Origin of the sequence: Rathayibacter sp. AY1A2 (assembly GCF_002930935.1) — a bacterium.
GTDB lineage: Bacteria > Actinomycetota > Actinomycetes > Actinomycetales > Microbacteriaceae > Rathayibacter.
Map to the genome: position 1 here is coordinate 199,984 of NZ_PSTP01000001.1, position 16,932 is coordinate 216,915.

Below are 16,932 nucleotides of genomic sequence, written 5' to 3' on the forward strand. Positions count from 1 at the left end.
GTGCTGGACTCGCGCCGCGTTCGCGGCAGAGCACAGCAGTGCCGTGGGAACTCCCCCTCTGTCGTGGAGCCTGAGAGATTCGCGCCGCCCCGAGGGGTCGAGCGCTTTCACCATGGGCGGATCCGAGCGGATCGCTTTCCAGAGTGGCCAGTTCGACGCGGTACAAGACCTGAGAGATTGGCGGGGAGGCTTGCTCCTTCGGTGCCGACCGGAGTCGGCTCTCCCGCGTCGCGTATTGCGGCCCGGTATTCGGTTGTGCGGTCAGCCTAGCGGGCGGGGCGGGCCCTTAGCGGCGTGTCGCTTCTCCCGCTAGGTGTTCAGGTGTTGGTGACACTAAGGTGATCCCAGCACTTACAGTCGGTGCGACTCTTAGTAGGGGGCATCGGATGCCGGACGTGCAGCTCGCCGTGTCGACGGTGATCTTCGCCCTGCGGCCGCACCCGGAGACCGGAGCGAGCACCGTCTGGATCCCCGTCGTCCGGCGCATCCGCGAGCCGTTCGAGGGACTCTGGGCACTGCCCGGCGGACCGCTGCATCCGGACGAGGATCTCGCCGAGTCGGCCCGCCGCACTCTCCGCGAGACCACGGGCCTGGCTCCGCGCTACCTCGAGCAGCTCTACGCCGTCGGCGGCACCGACCGCTCCCCCGGCGAGGACCGCGTCGTGTCGATCGTCTACTGGGCGCTCGTGCGCTCCGCCGAGGCCGACGAGGCCATCGTGGGAGAGAACGTCGCCTGGCTCTGCACCGATCTGCCGCTCGAGCTCGCCTTCGACCACGGACTGATCGTCGACTACGCCCTCTGGCGCCTGCGCAACAAGATGGAGTACTCCCGCATCGCGCAGGCCTTCCTCGGCGGCGCCTTCACCCTGTCCCAGCTGCGGGAGGTCCACGAGGCCGTCCTGCAGAAGCCCCTCGACCCGGCCAACTTCCGCCGGACGATCGAGAGCTCCGGCACCGTGGTGCCCACCGGGGAGCGCCTGACGGGCACCCGCCACCGTCCCCCGCGCCTCTACCGCTACGACGAGTCGGCGGCGCTCGCCGACAACGGCCCGCTGCCCGTCTGAGCGCGCCGCCCGACTCCCCCACCCGCCTCACGAGGAGAACACCGTGACATCCGTCGACAGCACCATCCGGCTCATCGAGGGCGGCTCCGCGCCCGGCGCCACCTGCGCGCCCGAGCTCGCGGAGGCCCCCTGGTCGTTCGACCTCGGCCTGCCCGCCTACGGGCCCGGCGCCTCCCAGGCCGACCCGATCCCGGCCGACGCCCCGGTCCAGGGACGTCTGCCGGAGGAGTACACGACGGCGAGCGCCGACGAGCTGCACCACCGCATCCTCGCGGCGAAGGAGACGCTCGGCGAGCGGGTCGTCGTGCTCGGGCACTTCTACCAGCGGGACGAGGTGGTGCAGTACGCCGACTACGTGGGCGACTCGTTCCAGCTGGCGAAGGCGGCGACGAGCCGGCCCGACGCCGAGGCCATCGTCTTCTGCGGCGTGCACTTCATGGCGGAGACGGCCGACATCCTCTCCGGACCGGAGCAGGCCGTGATCCTCCCGAACCTGGCGGCCGGCTGCTCGATGGCGGACATGGCCGACATCGACTCCGTCGAGGACGCCTGGGCCGAGCTCACCGAGCTCTATGGCACCGAGCCGGACGCCGACGGCCGCGTGCCGCTCGTCCCGGTCACGTACATGAACTCCTCGGCCGCGCTGAAGGCGTTCTGCGGCCGCAACGGAGGCGTGGTCTGCACCTCCTCGAACGCGGCGACCGTTCTCGAGGACGCGTTCGCGCGCGGGCAGCGGGTGCTGTTCTTCCCCGACCAGCACCTCGGCCGCAACACCGCCAAGGCGATGGGCGTGCCGCTGGAGCGGATGCCGATGTGGAACCCGCGCAAGCCGCAGGGCGGCTCCGACACTGCGACGCTCCTGGACGCACAGGTGATCCTCTGGCACGGCTTCTGCTCGGTGCACAAGCGCTTCACGACGGCCCAGATCGCGAAGGCGCGCGCCGAGCACCCGGGCGTGCGCGTGATCGTGCACCCGGAGTGCCCGATGGCGGTCGTCGACGCGGCCGACGAGTACGGCTCGACCGACTACATCGTGAAGGCGATCCAGGCCGCACCCGCGGGATCGACCTTCGCGATCGGCACCGAGATCAACCTGGTGCAGCGCCTCGCCGTCCAGTACCCGCAGCACACGATCTTCTGCCTCGACGACGTGGTCTGCCCCTGCTCGACCATGTACCGCATCCACCCCGGCTACCTCGCCTGGGTGCTCGAGGGACTGGTCGCGGGGACGGTGCTCAACCGGATCGAGGTCGCGGAGTCGGTGCAGGCCGAGGCGCGCATCGCCCTCGAGCGGATGCTCGCGGCCGTTCCGCCCGCCGGGCCGGCGGCGGTCTGACATGGCGCGGGTCGTCGTCGTCGGCAGCGGCATCGCCGGGCTGGTCGCCGCGCTGACGGCGCAGCGCCGCCACGAGGTGCTGCTCGTCACCAAGGGCACGCTGGCGGAGTCGTCGACGCGCGCCGCGCAGGGCGGGATCGCCGCGGTCACGGCGCCGGGCGACTCCGTGGCGCTGCACGTGGAGGACACGCTCACCGCCGGTGCGGGCCTCGCCGTGCGCTCGGCGGTCGAGGTGCTCTGCGCCGAGGGGCCGGAGGCGGTCGCGGTGCTGCAGGAGTGGGGCGTCGGCTTCGACCGCGAGGGCGGCGAGCTGGCGCGGGGACTCGAGGGCGCCCACTCGCGTCCGCGGATCCTGCACGCCGGCGGCGACGCGACGGGCGCCGCGATCGAGGCCGCGCTCGTGGCGGCGGTGCGGGCCTCGTCCGTCGAGGTGCGCGAGCACGCCGCCCTGGTCGACCTCGTGCGGGAGGGCGGCTCGGTCACGGGCGCCGACGTCCTGCACGACGGCGTGCTCGAGCGCCTGACGGCCGACGCGGTCGTGCTGGCCACCGGAGGCGCCGGGCAGCTCTACCGGCACACCACCAATCCGTCCGTCGCGACCGGGGACGGGCTCGCCGCCGCCCTGCGGGCGGGAGCGGAGACGGCGGACCTGGAGTTCTACCAGTTCCACCCGACCACGCTCGCGCTGCCGGGCGGTTTCCTCGTCTCGGAGGCGGTGCGCGGCGAGGGCGCGGTGCTGCGCGACGCCGCGGGCGAGCGGTTCCTGGTCGGGGTGCACCCCGAGGCCGAGCTGGCGCCGCGCGACGTCGTGGCGCGCGCGATCGCGGAGCGGATGCGGCTGCAGGGCGGACTGCCCGTGCACCTGGACGCCCGGGCGATCGACTCCGAGGTGCTGGCGAAGAGGTTCCCGACGATCTCGGCGGCCTGCCGCGAGAACGGGCTCTCGCTCGCCGACGACCTGCTGCCCGTGACTCCGGCCGCGCACTACTGGATGGGCGGGATCGCGACCGACCTGGACGGGCGCACCAGCCTCCCCGGGCTGCTCGCGGTCGGCGAGGTCGCCCGCACCGGCGTCCACGGCGCGAACCGCCTCGCCTCCAACAGCCTGCTCGAGGGCGTCGTGTTCGCGCGCCGCGCGGCGCTCGCCCTCGACTCCCTCTCCTGGAGCGGCGGCCCGGTCGCCCCTCCCCGCGCCGTCGTCCCGATGACGCTCGACCGCACCGCTCTCCAGGACGCGATGTGGGCGGGAGCCGGCCTCTCCCGGGACGCGGCGGGGCTCACAGCGGCGCGCGGCACGCTCGTCGCCTCCGCCTCGCCCGCTCCGCTCGGACTGAGGACGCTCGAGGACGCGAACCTGCTGACCTGCGCCCTCGCTCTCATCGACGCCGCGCTCGCGCGCACGCACTCCGTCGGCGCCCACCACCGCATCGACTCCCCCGACCCCGCGACGGCGAGCGCCGCCGCCCCCACCAGAGAGGCGGCCCTTCCGTGCTGACCCGCCAGAGCATCGACCGCGTCGTCACCCTCGCCCTCGAGGAGGACGCGCCCTGGGGCGACCTGACCTCCGACACCCTCCTCCCCGCGGACGCCACCGCGAGCGCCGCCCTCGTGGCCCGCGAGCCCGGCGTCCTCAGCGGCGGCGCCGTCCTCGTCGGCACGATGCGGCAGGTCGACTCCCGGATCCGCTGCTCGGTGCTCGTGGAGGACGGCGCGGTCTTCGAGGCCGGGCAGACCCTCGCCCGGATCGAGGGCCCCGCGGGCGGCGTGCTCCGCGGCGAGCGGGTCGCGCTCAACCTCGTGCAGCGGATGAGCGGCATCGCCACCCTGACGGCGCAGTACGTCGCCGCGGTGGAGGGGACGCGCGCCCGCATCGTCGACACCCGCAAGACCACGCCGGGCCTGCGCGCGCTCGAGAGGCACGCCGTCCGCAGCGGCGGCGGCCGCAACCACCGCTTCTCGCTCTCGGACGCGGTGCTGGCGAAGGACAACCACCTCGCGGTGCTCGCCGCGCGCGGGATCGACCTGACCGCGGCCCTGCGGGCGGCGCGCGCCTCGATCCCGCACACGGCGCACCTCGAGGTCGAGGTCGACCGGCTCGACCAGATCGAGCCCGCGCTGGCGGGAGGCGCGGACACGATCATGCTCGACAACTTCACCCCCGAGCTGCTCCGCCAGGGCGTCGCCCTCATCGGCGGGCGGGCCGTGGTCGAGGCGAGCGGCGGCGTCGACCTCTCGACCGTGCGCGCGATCGCGGAGGCGGGGGTCGACGTGATCTCCGTCGGCGCGCTCACCCACAGCGTCCGCTCGCTCGACCTCGGCCTGGACATCGCGGTCGAGTGATCTACCTCGACCACGCCGCGACCTCGCCCGTGCGCCGCGAGGTGCTGGAGGCCATGTGGCCCTTCCTCACCGCCGAGTACGGCAATCCGTCGAGCAGCCACTCGCTCGGCGACGCCGCGGCGCGCGCGCTGGAGGCGGCGCGCGCTCACGTGGCCCGCTTCCTCGGCGGCCGCTCCTCCGAGACGCTCTTCACCTCCGGCGGCACGGAGTCGATCAACACGGCGGTCAAGGGCCTCGCGCTGGGATCGCCGCGCGGACGGCACCTGGTGATCTCGGCGCTCGAGCACGAGGCGACCGTCGAGTCGGCCGACCACCTCCGGCGCCTGCACGGCTTCGAGGTGTCGACGGCCCCCGTCGACGCGACCGGCCTGCTCGACCTCGACGCGCTCGCCGCGCTGGTCCGGCCGGACACCGCACTGGTCTCGGTGCTCGCGGCGAGCAACGAGATCGGGACGGTGCAGGACGTTCCGGCGATAGCGGCGCTCTGCCGATCGCGGGGCGTGCCGCTGCACGTGGACGCCGTCCAGGCCGCCGGCTGGCTGGACGTCGCGGGCTGGGGCGCCGACGCGGTCTCGGTCTCGGGGCACAAGCTCGGGGCGCCGAAGGGCGTGGGGGCGCTGCTGCTGCGCAGCCGGCTCCCGTTCGAGCCCCTGCTGCACGGCGGCGGCCAGGAGCGGGAGCGGCGCTCGGGCACCGAGAACGTGGCCTTCGCGGTCGCGCTCGGCACCGCGGTGCGCCTGCTCGATCCGGACCGCGCGGCGCGGGTCGGAGCGGTCCGCGACGCGTTCGCCGAGCGGGTCGCGGCCCTGGCGCCCCGGGCCGTGCCGCTGGGATCCGCGGCGCACCGGCTCCCCTCGATCGCCGCGTACGCCGTCCCCGGGCGCAGCGGCGAGTCGACGCTCCTCGAGCTCGAGGAGCGCGGCGTCGTCGTCTCGAGCGGCTCGGCGTGCGCCGCCGGGCGCGACGAGCCCTCGCCCGCGCTGCTGGCCCTCGGCCTCGATTCCGACGTCGCCCGGACCGCCGTGCGGTTCAGCTTCGGCGAGGGCGCCACGCTCGAGGAGGCCGAGGCCGCGTCCTCCGCGCTCTCCGCGGTCCTCACCTGAGACCTCTCGCAGCGGATCCCCGTCGATCGGGAATGTCCGGGGCGTCCGCCGCTGTTCTCCCTCCGTACCCCGCATCCGCGCCCGCGAGTCGAGCCGTCGATGCGCCCCTCACACCGATCCCCTCACGACCGGAGAACACCTGTGACCGAGCGCAGCACCCTTCCCGCCGCGCGGCCCGCCGCACCCGCCGCCGCCACGACCCTCGAGCCGCGCAGCCGCCTGGTCATCAGCCTCCTGCTGGTGTCAGCGTTCGTCGTGATCCTCAACGAGACGATCATGAGCGTGGCGCTGCCCGACCTCATGCGCGACTTCGACGTCGAGGCGCACGTGGGCCAGTGGCTCTCGACCGCCTTCATGCTCACGATGGCCGTCGTCATCCCGATCACGGGCTACCTGATCCAGCGGCTGCACACCCGCACGCTCTTCGCCGCCGCGATGATCCTCTTCAGCCTCGGCACGCTCACCGCCGCGCTCGCCCCGACCTTCGCGGTCCTCCTGGCGGCCCGCGTGGTGCAGGCCGGCGGCACGGCCATCATGATGCCGCTGCTGATGACGACCGTGATGACGCTGGTGCCCCCGGCGATCCGCGGCCGGATGATGGGCAACATCTCGATCGTCATCTCGGTGGCTCCGGCCGTCGGACCGACGATCTCGGGCTTCATCCTCAACTTCCTCGGCTGGCGCTGGATGTTCTGGATCGTGCTGCCGATCGCGATCGGCGCGCTGCTCCTGGGCCTGCGCAAGGTCGAGAACGTCACCGAGCCCCGCTCCATCCCGATCGACTCGCTCTCGGTCGTCCTCTCGGTCTTCGGCTTCGGCGGCCTCGTCTACGGCCTGTCGAGCCTCGGCGAGGGCGGAGCCGCGGTCGTCGCGCCGTGGATCCCGTTCGTCGTCGCGGGCCTCGGCCTCGCGGGCTTCATCGCGCGCCAGCTCCTGCTGCAGCGCACCGACCGGGCCCTGCTGGACCTCCGGACCTTCTCCTCCGCGAACTTCACCATCGTCATCGCGATGATGGCGGTCAGCATGTCGGCGCTCTTCGGCACGCTGATCCTGCTGCCCCTCTACACGCAGAACGTGCTGGGCCTGACTCCGCTGGAGACCGGGCTGCTCCTGCTCCCCGGCGGCCTGCTGATGGGCCTGCTCGCGCCGTTCGTCGGCCGCGGCTACGACCGCTTCGGCCCGCGCGTACTGCTCGTGCCCGGCTCGATCGTCGTCGCCGGTGCACTGTGGGGGTACACCCTGCTCGCGGCGGACTCGTCGCCCTGGTTCGTCCTCTCGCTGCACGTCACCCTCAGCCTGGGCCTCGCCTTCGTCTTCACGCCGCTGTTCACCGCCGGCCTCGGCTCGGTGCGCCCCTCGCTCTACTCGCACGGCAGCGCGATCATCGGCACCGTGCAGCAGCTGGGTGGCGCGGCGGGCACGGCGCTGTTCGTCACCGTCCTCTCGATCCGGTCGGCGGAGCTCGCGCAGGGCGGAGCCGACGAGGTCGCCTCCTACGCCGGCGGCATCCACTCCGCGTTCCTGTGGGGCGCGTCGATCGCGACGGTCGCGATCGTGGCCGCGTTCTTCGTCCGCCGCCCGGCGGAGTCGGACGCGCCGCTCCCGATGGCGCACTGAGCCGGGCGGGCCGACCCCGCCTGTTCACCTCCGCGTCACCCCGCCTCCCTACGGTGTCGCCCCGGCCGCCGCGCTCCCGATCGCGCGGCCGGGACGGAGACGAGACGTGACCGAGACGGCCGGCCCCCAGGACGTGCTCGACGCCGGAGCGGCCACCCCGCCTCCCCGCACGCTGGTCGACGTCCTCCGCGACACCGCGGAGCGCCACCCGGACGCCTCCGCGCTGGAGGACCCGGCCGGAGCGCTCAGCTACCGGGAGCTGCTGGCCCGCACGGTGCAGCTCGCCGGCGAGCTCACCACCGCAGGGGTCCGACGCGGCGACCGCGTCGGGATCCGCATGCCCAGCGGCTCCCGCGAGATCTACCTCGCGATCCTGGCCGTCCTCGCCGCGGGAGCCGCGTACGTCCCGGTGGACGCGGACGACCCCGAGGAGCGGGCGCGCCTCGTCTTCGGCGAGGCCGCCGTCCGCGGCGTGATCACCGGCTCCGGCCGCTTCGAGCGCACCGGCGCCGACGAGCCGGCCGCGCGCCTGTTCACCGCGAGCGCGCCGCACCCGAGCACGGCGTCGATCCCGCTGCTGCAGCCGCCCTCGCTCGAGGACGACGCCTGGATCATCTTCACCTCCGGCTCCACCGGAACCCCCAAGGGAGTGGCGGTCAGCCACCGCTCCGCCGCCGCCTTCGTCGACGCCGAGGCGCGCCTGTTCCTCCAGGCGGAGCCGCTCGGCCCCGGGGACCGGGTGCTGGCCGGTCTCTCGGTCGCGTTCGACGCGTCCTGCGAGGAGATGTGGCTCGCCTGGCGGCACGGCGCCTGCCTCGTCCCCGCTCCCCGCTCGCTGGTCCGCAGCGGCATGGACCTCGGCCCCTGGCTGACCACGCACGGCATCACCGTGGTCTCGACCGTGCCGACCCTCGCGGCGCTCTGGCCCGCGGAGTCGCTCGAGAACGTCCGCCTGCTGATCTTCGGTGGCGAGGCGTGCCCGCCGGAGCTCGGCGAGCGCCTGGCCGTCGAGGGCCGCGAGGTCTGGAACACCTACGGGCCGACCGAGGCCACCGTCGTCGCCTGCGCCGCGCCCCTCGGCGGGCCTCCCCCGGTGCGCATCGGGCTGCCGCTGGACGGCTGGCGGCTCGCCGTCGTGGACGCGGACGGGCAGCGGGTCGGCGAGGGCGAGGTCGGCGAGCTGGTCATCGGCGGGGTCGGGCTCGCGCGCTACCTCGACCCGGTCAAGGACGCCGAGAAGTACGCGCCGGCACCGCTCCTGGGCTGGGAGCGGGCCTACCGCTCCGGCGACCTGGTGCGCTTCGAGAGCGCCGGCCTGATCTTCCAGGGGCGCGCGGACGACCAGGTGAAGCTCGGCGGTCGGCGGATCGAGCTCGGCGAGGTCGAGGCGGCGCTGCAGGCGCTCCCCGGAGTCTCGGGGGCGGCGGCCGCGGTCCGCACCACGGCGGCCGGCAACCAGGTCCTCGTCGGCTACCTGGCCCTCGCCGGCGGCCGGGAGCTCGACCGCGACGCGGCGCTCGCCCGCCTGCGTGAGGCGCTGCCCGCATCCCTCGTGCCGCTGCTGGCCGTGGTCGAGGAGCTGCCGACCCGCGTCTCCGGCAAGGTCGACCGCGCCGCACTCCCCTGGCCGCTCGCCGTGGGCACGACCGAGGACGCCTCCCTCGACCCCGAGGAGGCGTGGCTCGCCGCCCTCTGGCGCGACGTGCTCGGCGTGCCGGTCGACGAGCGGGCGAACTTCTTCGACCTCGGCGGCGGCTCCCTCGCCGCCGCCCAGCTGGTCGCGCGGATCCGCGAGCGCGACCCCGAGTTCACGGTCGCCGACGTCTACGCCCACCCGCGTCTCGCGGCGATGGCCGCCGAGATCCAGAGCCGCTCGACCGGCACTGCGGAGGTGTCCGCTCACCGCATCGCGCCGGTCCCCCTCAGGATGCGCGTGCTGCAGACCCTCCTCGGCGCACCGCTGCTCGTGCTCGGCAGCGCCCGCTGGGTCACTGCGATCCTCACCGTCACCGCGGTGCTCGACCTGGTGCCGGGGTTCGGCTGGCTGCCCACCGCTCCGCTCGCCGCGCTGATCCCCGCGTTCGCGCTCTTCCTCACGCCGTTCGGGCGGATGGGGCTCACCGTCCTCGCCGCGCGCACCCTGCTGCGCGGGATCCGAGCCGGAGACCACCCGCGCGGCGGGAGCGTGCACCTCCGGCTCTGGCTGGCCGAGCAGATCGCGTTCCAGCTCAAGGCCGTGAGCCTCGCGGGCGCGCCCTGGGTCGCCTATTACGCCCGCGCGCTCGGCGCCCGCATCGCCGACGACGTCGACCTGCACTCCCTCCCTCCGCTGACCGGGATGCTCACGCTCGGGCGCGGCGCCGCGATCGAGCCCGAGGTCGACCTCTCCGGCTACTGGATCGACGGCGACGTCCTGCGCGTCGGTGCCGTCCGGGTCGGCGCCGGCAGCACGGTGGGCGCGCGCAGCACGCTCCTCCCCGGCGCCCGGATCGGCAAGCACGCGCAGATCGAGCCGGGATCGGCCGTCTTCGGGCGGGTGCCGGCCGGGCAGCGCTGGGGAGGATCCCCCGCCCAGCGGCTCGGCAGGGCGAACGCCGGGTTCCCCTCGGAGCGCCCGGCGCGCCGCCCGGGCTGGGTCTGGGCGTACGGAGCGTCCGCGGTCGGCCTCGCGGCGGTCCCGGTCCTCGCCCTCGCGGCCGGGCTCGCCGTCGTGGCCGCCGCCGTGCGCGGCTCGGCCGGCCTCGGCGCCGCGCTCGGGCCCGCTCTCGCCGCCCTCGTGCCCGCCGTCGCAGTCTCCGGAGTCGTCCTCGCCGCTCTCGTCGTCGTCCTGGTGCGCCTGCTCGGGCGGGGCGTCGAGCCCGGCACCCACCCCGTGCGCGGTCGGACCGGCTGGCAGGTCTGGTCGACGGAGCGGCTGCTCGACTCCGCGCGGGTCCTGCTCTTCCCGCTCTACTCGGGCCTGTTCACCCCGGTCTGGCTGCGGCTCCTCGGCGCGAAGGTCGGACGCGACGTCGAGGCCTCGACAGTGCTGCTCCTGCCCGCGATGACGACCATCCGCGACGGCGCGTTCCTCGCCGACGACACGCTCGTCGCCTCCTACGCGCTCGGCGGCGGCTGGATGCGGCTCGCCCGCGCGGAGATCGGCGAGCGCGCGTTCCTCGGCAACTCCGGCATGGCCGCTCCCGGTCACACCGTGCCCGCCGGCGGACTCGTCGCCGTCCTCTCCTCCGCGCCCCGGAAGTCGAAGGCGGGCTCGTCGTGGCTCGGCTCACCGCCCGTGCGGCTGCGGCGCACCGTCGTCGAGGCGGAGTCGGCGCGCACCTTCCGCCCCGCCCGCCGACTCCGCGCGGCCCGCATCGCGTGGGAGCTCGGCCGCTTCGTCCCGGTGGTCGTCTCGGTCGCGATCGGCCTCGGCGTGGTAGCCGGACTGCTCGCGCTGATCCAGACGCTCGGGGCGGTGCTCGCCGCGCTCGTGGGAGGCGTCGTGCTGCTGGCCGCCGGAGCGGTCGCCGCGGCCGTCTCCACCGCCGCGAAGTGGATCCTGATCCAGCGGGTCGAGCCGAGCGAGCAGCCGCTGTGGTCCTCGTTCGTCTGGCGGAGCGAGCTGGCCGACGCCTTCACCGAGATGGTCGCCGCGCCCTGGTTCGCCCACGCCGCCGCGGGCACTCCGGCGCTGGTCTGGTGGCTGCGGAGCCTCGGCGCCCGGATCGGACGCGGCGTCTGGTGCGAGAGCTACTGGCTCCCCGAGGCCGATCTGATCTCGCTCGGCGACGGAGCGACCGTGAACCGGGGCTGCGTCGTGCAGACGCACCTGTTCCATGATCGAATCATGAGCATGGATCTCGTGAGCCTCGACGCCGGCGCCACCCTGGGCCCGCACAGCGTGATCCTCCCCGCCGCGCGGATCGCCGAGCACGGCACGGTCGGCCCGGCCTCGCTCGTCATGCGGGGGGAGCTCGTGCCCGCGGGCAGCCGCTGGAGCGGCAACCCGATCGGCCCGTGGCGCGAGGTGCGCGTCGCCGACTACCACGCGCCCGTCGCGTGAGCCCCGCGCTGACCGGGCTCGAGACCGCCGGCGACCCCTACGTCCCCGGCATCGGGAACACCGGCTACCGCGTCGAGTCCTACGACCTCGACCTCGACTACCGCGTCGCCTCGAACCGCCTGGCCGGCCGGGCCGTGCTGCGGATCGTCGCGCTGCAGCCGCTCCGGCGGTTCTCCCTCGACCTCTCCCGGCTCCGCGTGGCCCGCGTCCGGATCGACGGACGCCGCGCCCGCCACGAGCAGGCGCCGCACAAGCTGCGGGTGTCCCCCGCCGAGCCGCTGGCCGCCGGCGAGAGCGTCGACGTCGAGATCGAGTACAGCGGCCACCCCGCCCCCCGCGCCAGCCACTGGGGCGAGCTCGGCTGGGAGGAGCTGGAGGACGGGGTGCTCGTCGCCTCGCAGCCCTCCGGCTCCTCCACCTGGTTCCCCTGCAACGACGACGTCGCCGAGAAGGCTCCCTACCGCCTGCGCGTCACCGCCGAGGAGGGCTACGCCGTGCTCGCGAACGGGGTGCTCATCGACTCGAGCGCCCGCTCCGGCCGCCGCACCTGGCTCTACGAGCAGCGCGAGCCCAGCGCCGCGTACCTCGCCTCGGTGCAGATCGGCCGCTACGCGATCGAGGAGCGCGTGCTCGCCGGCGTCGCGGTGACCCTCGCCCGCCCCGCCGCCCTGGCCGCTCGGGTCGCGCACGACTTCGCTCCGCTCGAGCGCATGCTCGCCCTGTTCACGCGGCTGTTCGGGCCCTACCCCTTCGCCCGCTACTGCGTCGTCGTCACGGCGGACGAGCTGGAGATCCCGCTCGAGGCGCAGGCGATGGCGGTGTTCGGCGCCAACCACGCCGACGGCCGCGGCGGCTCGGAGCGCCTCATCGCGCACGAGCTCGCGCACCAGTGGTTCGGCAACAGCGTGGGCATCGCCCGGTGGCGCCACATCTGGCTCAACGAGGGGTTCGCCTGCTACGCGGAGTGGCTGTGGTCGGAGGAGTCGGGCCGCGCCACCGCCGACGCCTGCGCCCGCCGCCACCACGCGGTGCTGCGGGCTGCGGCGCAGGATCTCGTGCTCGCCGATCCGGGGCCGGTCGCACTCTTCGACGACCGCGTCTACAAGCGCGGCGCGCTCACCCTGCACGCGCTGCGGCTCACCGTCGGCGACGAGCCCTTCCTCCGGCTGCTGCGGGAGTGGACGTCCCGCTACGCCTCCGCCGCCGTCACCGACGAGGAGTTCCGCGAGCTCTGCACGGAAGTCCTCGGCGAGGGCGTCGACGACCTGCTCGACGCCTGGCTCCTCGACGAGGAGCTGCCGCCGCTACCGTCCCGGCGCTGACACCAGCGAGTCCGCGAGCGCGTCGCCGTGCTCGCGCCGCCAGCCGATGATGGGCCCGGCGCCCGCGTCCCCCATCGGCCCGAGGGCGACGCTGACCCGCAGCGCGGGGTCCAGCTGCGGCTCGGCCAGCCGGAAGCGGACGCCGTCGATCCGCGCCTCCGCCGCGTGATGCGACTCGTGCACGTGCACCCGGCGCGGGTCGAGCTCGAGCCCGCGGCCGTCCGCCTTCAGTGCGGCCTCGATCCGGGTCCAGTGCAGGACGGGGTCGGCGGGGCGCATCCCGCCCGTGGCGAAGGGCGCCCCGGCGATGCGCGTGATCCGCTCCCCGCGCTCGGGCGTGCCCAGCGTCGGCTCCACATCGATGCCGACCGCACCGGCGCTGCTCGCCGCGACCACGACGGCGCCCGCGCAGTGCGCGATGCTCACCGACAGCAGCTCGAGCGCGATCCCGCGTCCCTCCAGCCGCGGCCGCCCGTGAGCGCCCCCGCAGCGCGGGCAGCAGGCGACGACCCGGACCTCCGACGCGCGGGTCCCCGTGAGCTCGGCCGCGAGCATCCGCAGGAGCACCCGCCCGAAGACGAAGCGCTCGGCCGCCGACGCGGCGACCGTGCCGGCGTAGCGCTCGCGCTCCTCGTCGCTCAGCAGCGGCAGCAGCCGCTCGGCGTCCAGCGTCTGCTCGTCGAGCGCCAGCCAGCGCAGGTGCACCCCCGGCAGCTCCGCGCCGATCCCCGACTCCCCCATGTCCGTCCCCCCGGTCAGCTCGTCGCGGCGTGCTCGCCGCGCTCGTACACGTCCGCGGCCGATCCGACGATCAGCGGGTCCGGACCCAGCGGGCCCACGACCTCCTCGTCGCGTCCGTCGTAGTCGTAGAGGCTCAGGACGTAGCGCATGGCCTCGAGCCGGGCGCGCTTCTTGTCGTTGCTCTTCACGATGGTCCAGGGAGCGTCGGCGGTGTCGGTCGCCGCCATCATCGCCTCCTTGGCCGCGGTGTAGTCGCCCCACTTGTCGAGCGAGGCGAGGTCCATCGGCGAGAGCTTCCACTGGCGCACGGGGTCGATCATGCGGATCGTGAACCGGGTGCGCTGCTCCTCCGCCGAGACCGAGAACCACAGCTTCACCAGGTCGATGCCGTCGCCGACGAGCATCCGCTCGAACAGCGGCGTCTGGCGGATGAACTCGTCGTACTGCGCCGGCGTGCAGAAGCCCATCACGCGCTCCACGCCGGCCCGGTTGTACCAGGAGCGGTCGAAGAGGACGATCTCGCCGGCGGCCGGCAGGTGCGAGACGTAGCGCTGGAAGTACCACTGACCGGCCTCGCGCTCGGTCGGCTTCTCGAGCGCGACCACGCGGGCTCCGCGCGGGTTGAGGTGCTCGGTGAAGCGCTTGATGGTGCCGCCCTTGCCCGCGGCGTCGCGCCCCTCGAACACGACCACGAGTCGGCGCCCGTGCTTCTTGATCCAGTTCTGCAGCTTCAGCAGTTCGATCTGGAGGAGGCGCTTGCCCGCCTCGTACTCCTCGCGCGACATCCGCTCGTCGTAGGGGTAGCCCTCGCGCCAGGTGTCGATCTGCGTGCCGTCGCGGCGCAGGAGCACCGGATCGTCGTCGTCCTCGTCCAGCACGACGAGGTCCCGCGCGTCGGCGGGCGTGAGCGTGCGGAGCAGCTCGGGAGTGGGACGGAGGGCGTCATCGGCGGTGTCGGGCACGGAGGGACGCTAGTGCGCCCGTGCGACGCTCCGGTGAACGGCGGGTATCCCCGCGTCTGCGGGGAGGACGGTCGGACGGGCTGCCGCGCCGATCGCGGTCCCGGCCGCCGGATGCGCAGGCTGATCACGGCGGCTGTACGCAGCCGAGCCTGCAGTGCTCGATCCGGGGCGCTCCCGCGAGGATCGACCGGCTCCGCCTCGTCTCGGGACGGCGTCAGCCGGTGAACGCCGCAGGAGGCAGGTCGGTCTCGCCGCCCTCGACCGCGTCGAGCAGCCGGTCGACCACGTCCTGCGGCGCCAGACCCGCGCCGAAGCGGGGCGCGACTCCCGCGAGAGGGTGCCGGGACAGCTCGGTCTCGGTGTGGCCGGGGCGCGCGTCGAGCAGGAGGACGCCCGCCCGCTTGTACTCACGGGCCGAGGCCTTCACGAAGGAGTGCAGTGCCGCCTTCGAGGCGGAGTACGCGGCGAGTCCCGCGGTCGGAGCCTCCGCCACCACGCCGCTGATGGTCAGCGCGAACGGCTCGCGCCCCTCGCCCGCCGACGCGACGAGCGACGGCAGCGCGGCGGTCAGCACCCGGATCGGCGCCAGCGCGTTCACCTCGACGAGCTCCTCCAGAACGGCCGGATCGAGCTCGGCGGAGGGCCCGAAGGCCACGACGCCCGCGGCCACGACGACGCCGTCGAGGCGCCCGTGCCGCTCGAGCACCTCGGCGACGACGCGCCGGGGCTCGTCCTCCCCGCGCAGGTCGGCGACCAGGGGTGCCTCGCCGAGCGCCGCGGAGTCGCGCCCCGAGCGCACCGCGACGGCACCGCGCGCCTCCAGCGAATCGGCCAGGAGGCGGCCGAGGCCGCCCGAGGCTCCGAGGACGAGGACGACGGCACCGTCGAGACGAGTCATGTGGCGAGCCTAGACGGGTGCGCTGTCGCGGATCGGCACTACCGTCCGAGCGACCGGGCCCCTACCGTGAGGCCCATGACACGACTGCAGAGCCGTGCCGTGCTGCACCGCCTGCTCGAGGTCCTCGAGGATCCCGCCCCCGTCACCATCGGCCACGCGCGTCACGTCCGGATGCTCGTCCGCGAGGCTCTGGAGTGGATCGCCGGCCCTCGGGCGCACGAGTCCGGTGCGTGGAGCGGCCCCGCTTCGGGAGAGCCCGCGGCCGCGCTCGCCCCCCAGGATCCCGCCGCCACGGACCCGGGTCTCTGACGCTCCCGCCCTCCTCGTAGACTCGTTCGCCGGAGGAACGGGGGGGGTCGATGGACGAGGGTGCGCCGGCGGGCTGGTACCGCGACGAGGCCGATGCGGCCGAGATGCGCTGGTGGGACTGCAGGCGGTTCACCGGGGCGCGCCGCTCCGCGCAGGACAGTGCCGCGGTGGTGCGGGACGCACCCGTCACCCCCGTCACGGAGCGCGTCGACTACCGGCTCCCGAACGCCGACGGCGCCCCGAGCGTCGACGCCCTCGCCGAGGCCGAGCGGATCGAGGAGATCGCCGATCTGATCGGCCGCACGCTCGAGCAGGGCGAGATCGACGAGCGGACCCTCGAGGTCGACCTGATCCCCGAGCCCGACCACCCCACCGGCCTCGACGCCGTCTCGGTCCGGGCCGGCGGCCGCGTCCTCGGCTACCTGCCGAACGCCCCCGCCCACCGGGCCGCTCTCGACCGGGTCGTGGCGAGCGGAGCCGTCCCGGTCACGACCGCGCGCCTCCGGGTCGAGCGCGGCGAGGAGGGCCTGCGGGCCGTCCTCCGCGTCGCCCTGGTCGCCCCCGAGCTGCTCGTGCCGCTCAACGAGCCGCCCGTCGAGCGCCACTCGATCCTCCCCTGGTCGCGGGGCCTGCCGGTCCTGCGCGAGGACGAGCACTTCGCCCGCCTCTCGACGGTCGTTCCGTTGAGCGGCCGCGGCATGCTGCTGGTGACCCTGCACCCGGCCGGCGACCTCGTCGAGCTCCGTCTCGACGGCGAGCGGGTGGGCGAGCTCTCCCCGACCCTCTCGGCGGATTTCACCCCGACCCTCCGCCACCTCGCGAGCCTCGGCCTCACCGCCGCCGCCTACGCTTCCCTCCGCGGATCCCCACTCAAGGTCGAGCTCACGCTGCAGGCCGCGAAGGCCGCGGAGCTGCCCGCCGAGTGGGTCGACGGCCGTCCGGTCACTCTCCCCCGACTCCTCCCGCCGGCCCGGACCTACACCGTCCCGCCCTCGTACACGGCGCCGCTGCGTCCCACTCCCCGCAGCTCGGAGGCGGTCTCCCGCTCGGTCCGCCGGACCGTCGCCTGGGTGGTCGTCGGCGTCTGCACCCTCGTCGGGCTGTCGAGCTGGCTGATCGGGGACGTGCTGAACTGACGGGCGGAGCGGACGTCCGCGGACGTGACCGGCCTCGTGTCGGACTCCCGGGGTCGGCG

13 protein-coding genes and 1 riboswitch are annotated in these 16,932 nt (G+C 74.6%); of the genes, 10 read left to right on the forward strand and 3 right to left on the reverse strand.

Annotated features, from left to right (window positions below; translation table 11 throughout):
• Window positions 1-148: 148 nt before the first annotated feature.
• Window positions 149-236, reverse strand: a riboswitch (glycine riboswitch).
• Window positions 237-386: 150 nt separating this feature from the next.
• The 8 genes from C5B93_RS00900 to C5B93_RS00935 all read left to right on the forward strand — a co-directional run bounded on the left by C5B93_RS00900 (window position 387) and on the right by C5B93_RS00935 (window position 12,827).
• On the forward strand, window positions 387-1,064 hold the full coding sequence (locus tag C5B93_RS00900; protein WP_104291543.1) for an NUDIX domain-containing protein: 678 nt from the start codon (window positions 387-389) through the stop codon (window positions 1,062-1,064).
• A 43-nt stretch (window positions 1,065-1,107) separates the two neighbouring features.
• Window positions 1,108-2,400: a quinolinate synthase NadA gene (gene nadA / locus C5B93_RS00905; protein ID WP_104222968.1), complete on the forward strand. Its 1,293-nt coding sequence runs from the start codon at window positions 1,108-1,110 to the stop codon at window positions 2,398-2,400.
• 1 nt (window position 2,401) lies between these two features.
• Window positions 2,402-3,895: an L-aspartate oxidase gene (gene nadB / locus C5B93_RS00910; RefSeq protein ID WP_104291544.1), complete on the forward strand. Its 1,494-nt coding sequence runs from the start codon at window positions 2,402-2,404 to the stop codon at window positions 3,893-3,895.
• Complete coding sequence (gene nadC / locus C5B93_RS00915) at window positions 3,889-4,740, forward strand: carboxylating nicotinate-nucleotide diphosphorylase (RefSeq protein WP_104249544.1); 852 nt, start codon at window positions 3,889-3,891, stop codon at window positions 4,738-4,740. The genes nadB and nadC overlap by 7 nt, the downstream gene beginning before the upstream one ends.
• Complete coding sequence (locus tag C5B93_RS00920) at window positions 4,737-5,843, forward strand: cysteine desulfurase family protein (protein ID WP_104291545.1); 1,107 nt, start codon at window positions 4,737-4,739, stop codon at window positions 5,841-5,843. Before nadC ends, C5B93_RS00920 begins: the two co-directional genes overlap by 4 nt.
• Before the next feature lie 99 nt (window positions 5,844-5,942).
• A complete protein-coding gene (locus tag C5B93_RS00925) occupies window positions 5,943-7,460 on the forward strand; it encodes a DHA2 family efflux MFS transporter permease subunit (RefSeq protein WP_104291546.1) in 1,518 nt (505 codons plus the stop codon).
• Between the two features lie 106 nt (window positions 7,461-7,566).
• Window positions 7,567-11,505 carry a Pls/PosA family non-ribosomal peptide synthetase gene (locus tag C5B93_RS00930; RefSeq protein ID WP_181068289.1) on the forward strand — a complete coding sequence of 1,313 codons (3,939 nt, stop codon included), beginning with the start codon at window positions 7,567-7,569 and terminating at the stop codon, window positions 11,503-11,505.
• Window positions 11,502-12,827 (forward strand): M1 family metallopeptidase, encoded by a 1,326-nt coding sequence (locus tag C5B93_RS00935; protein ID WP_258068095.1) that lies wholly within the window; start codon window positions 11,502-11,504, stop codon window positions 12,825-12,827. Before C5B93_RS00930 ends, C5B93_RS00935 begins: the two co-directional genes overlap by 4 nt.
• On the opposite strand, the gene C5B93_RS00940 is transcribed toward C5B93_RS00935, so the two are convergent.
• From C5B93_RS00940 to C5B93_RS00950, 3 genes are all read right to left on the reverse strand, one after another.
• Window positions 12,810-13,568 carry a 4'-phosphopantetheinyl transferase superfamily protein gene (locus tag C5B93_RS00940; RefSeq protein WP_104291547.1) on the reverse strand — a complete coding sequence of 253 codons (759 nt, stop codon included), beginning with the start codon at window positions 13,566-13,568 and terminating at the stop codon, window positions 12,810-12,812. The genes C5B93_RS00935 and C5B93_RS00940 overlap by 18 nt on opposite strands.
• A 14-nt stretch (window positions 13,569-13,582) precedes the next feature.
• A complete protein-coding gene (gene ppk2 / locus C5B93_RS00945; RefSeq protein WP_244229668.1) occupies window positions 13,583-14,443 on the reverse strand; it encodes a polyphosphate kinase 2 in 861 nt (286 codons plus the stop codon).
• Window positions 14,444-14,744: 301 nt separating this feature from the next.
• Window positions 14,745-15,428: an SDR family oxidoreductase gene (locus C5B93_RS00950; protein WP_104291548.1), complete on the reverse strand. Its 684-nt coding sequence runs from the start codon at window positions 15,426-15,428 to the stop codon at window positions 14,745-14,747.
• A gap of 75 nt (window positions 15,429-15,503) precedes the next feature.
• On the opposite strand from C5B93_RS00950, the gene C5B93_RS00955 reads away from it, so the two are divergent.
• Window positions 15,504-15,737 carry a hypothetical protein gene (locus C5B93_RS00955; RefSeq protein ID WP_146078402.1) on the forward strand — a complete coding sequence of 78 codons (234 nt, stop codon included), beginning with the start codon at window positions 15,504-15,506 and terminating at the stop codon, window positions 15,735-15,737.
• A gap of 50 nt (window positions 15,738-15,787) precedes the next feature.
• The gene (locus C5B93_RS00960) at window positions 15,788-16,873 is read left to right on the forward strand and encodes a hypothetical protein (protein ID WP_104291549.1); all 1,086 of its coding nucleotides are present in this window, start codon (window positions 15,788-15,790) and stop codon (window positions 16,871-16,873) included.
• The last annotated feature ends 59 nt before the right edge of the window (window positions 16,874-16,932 follow it).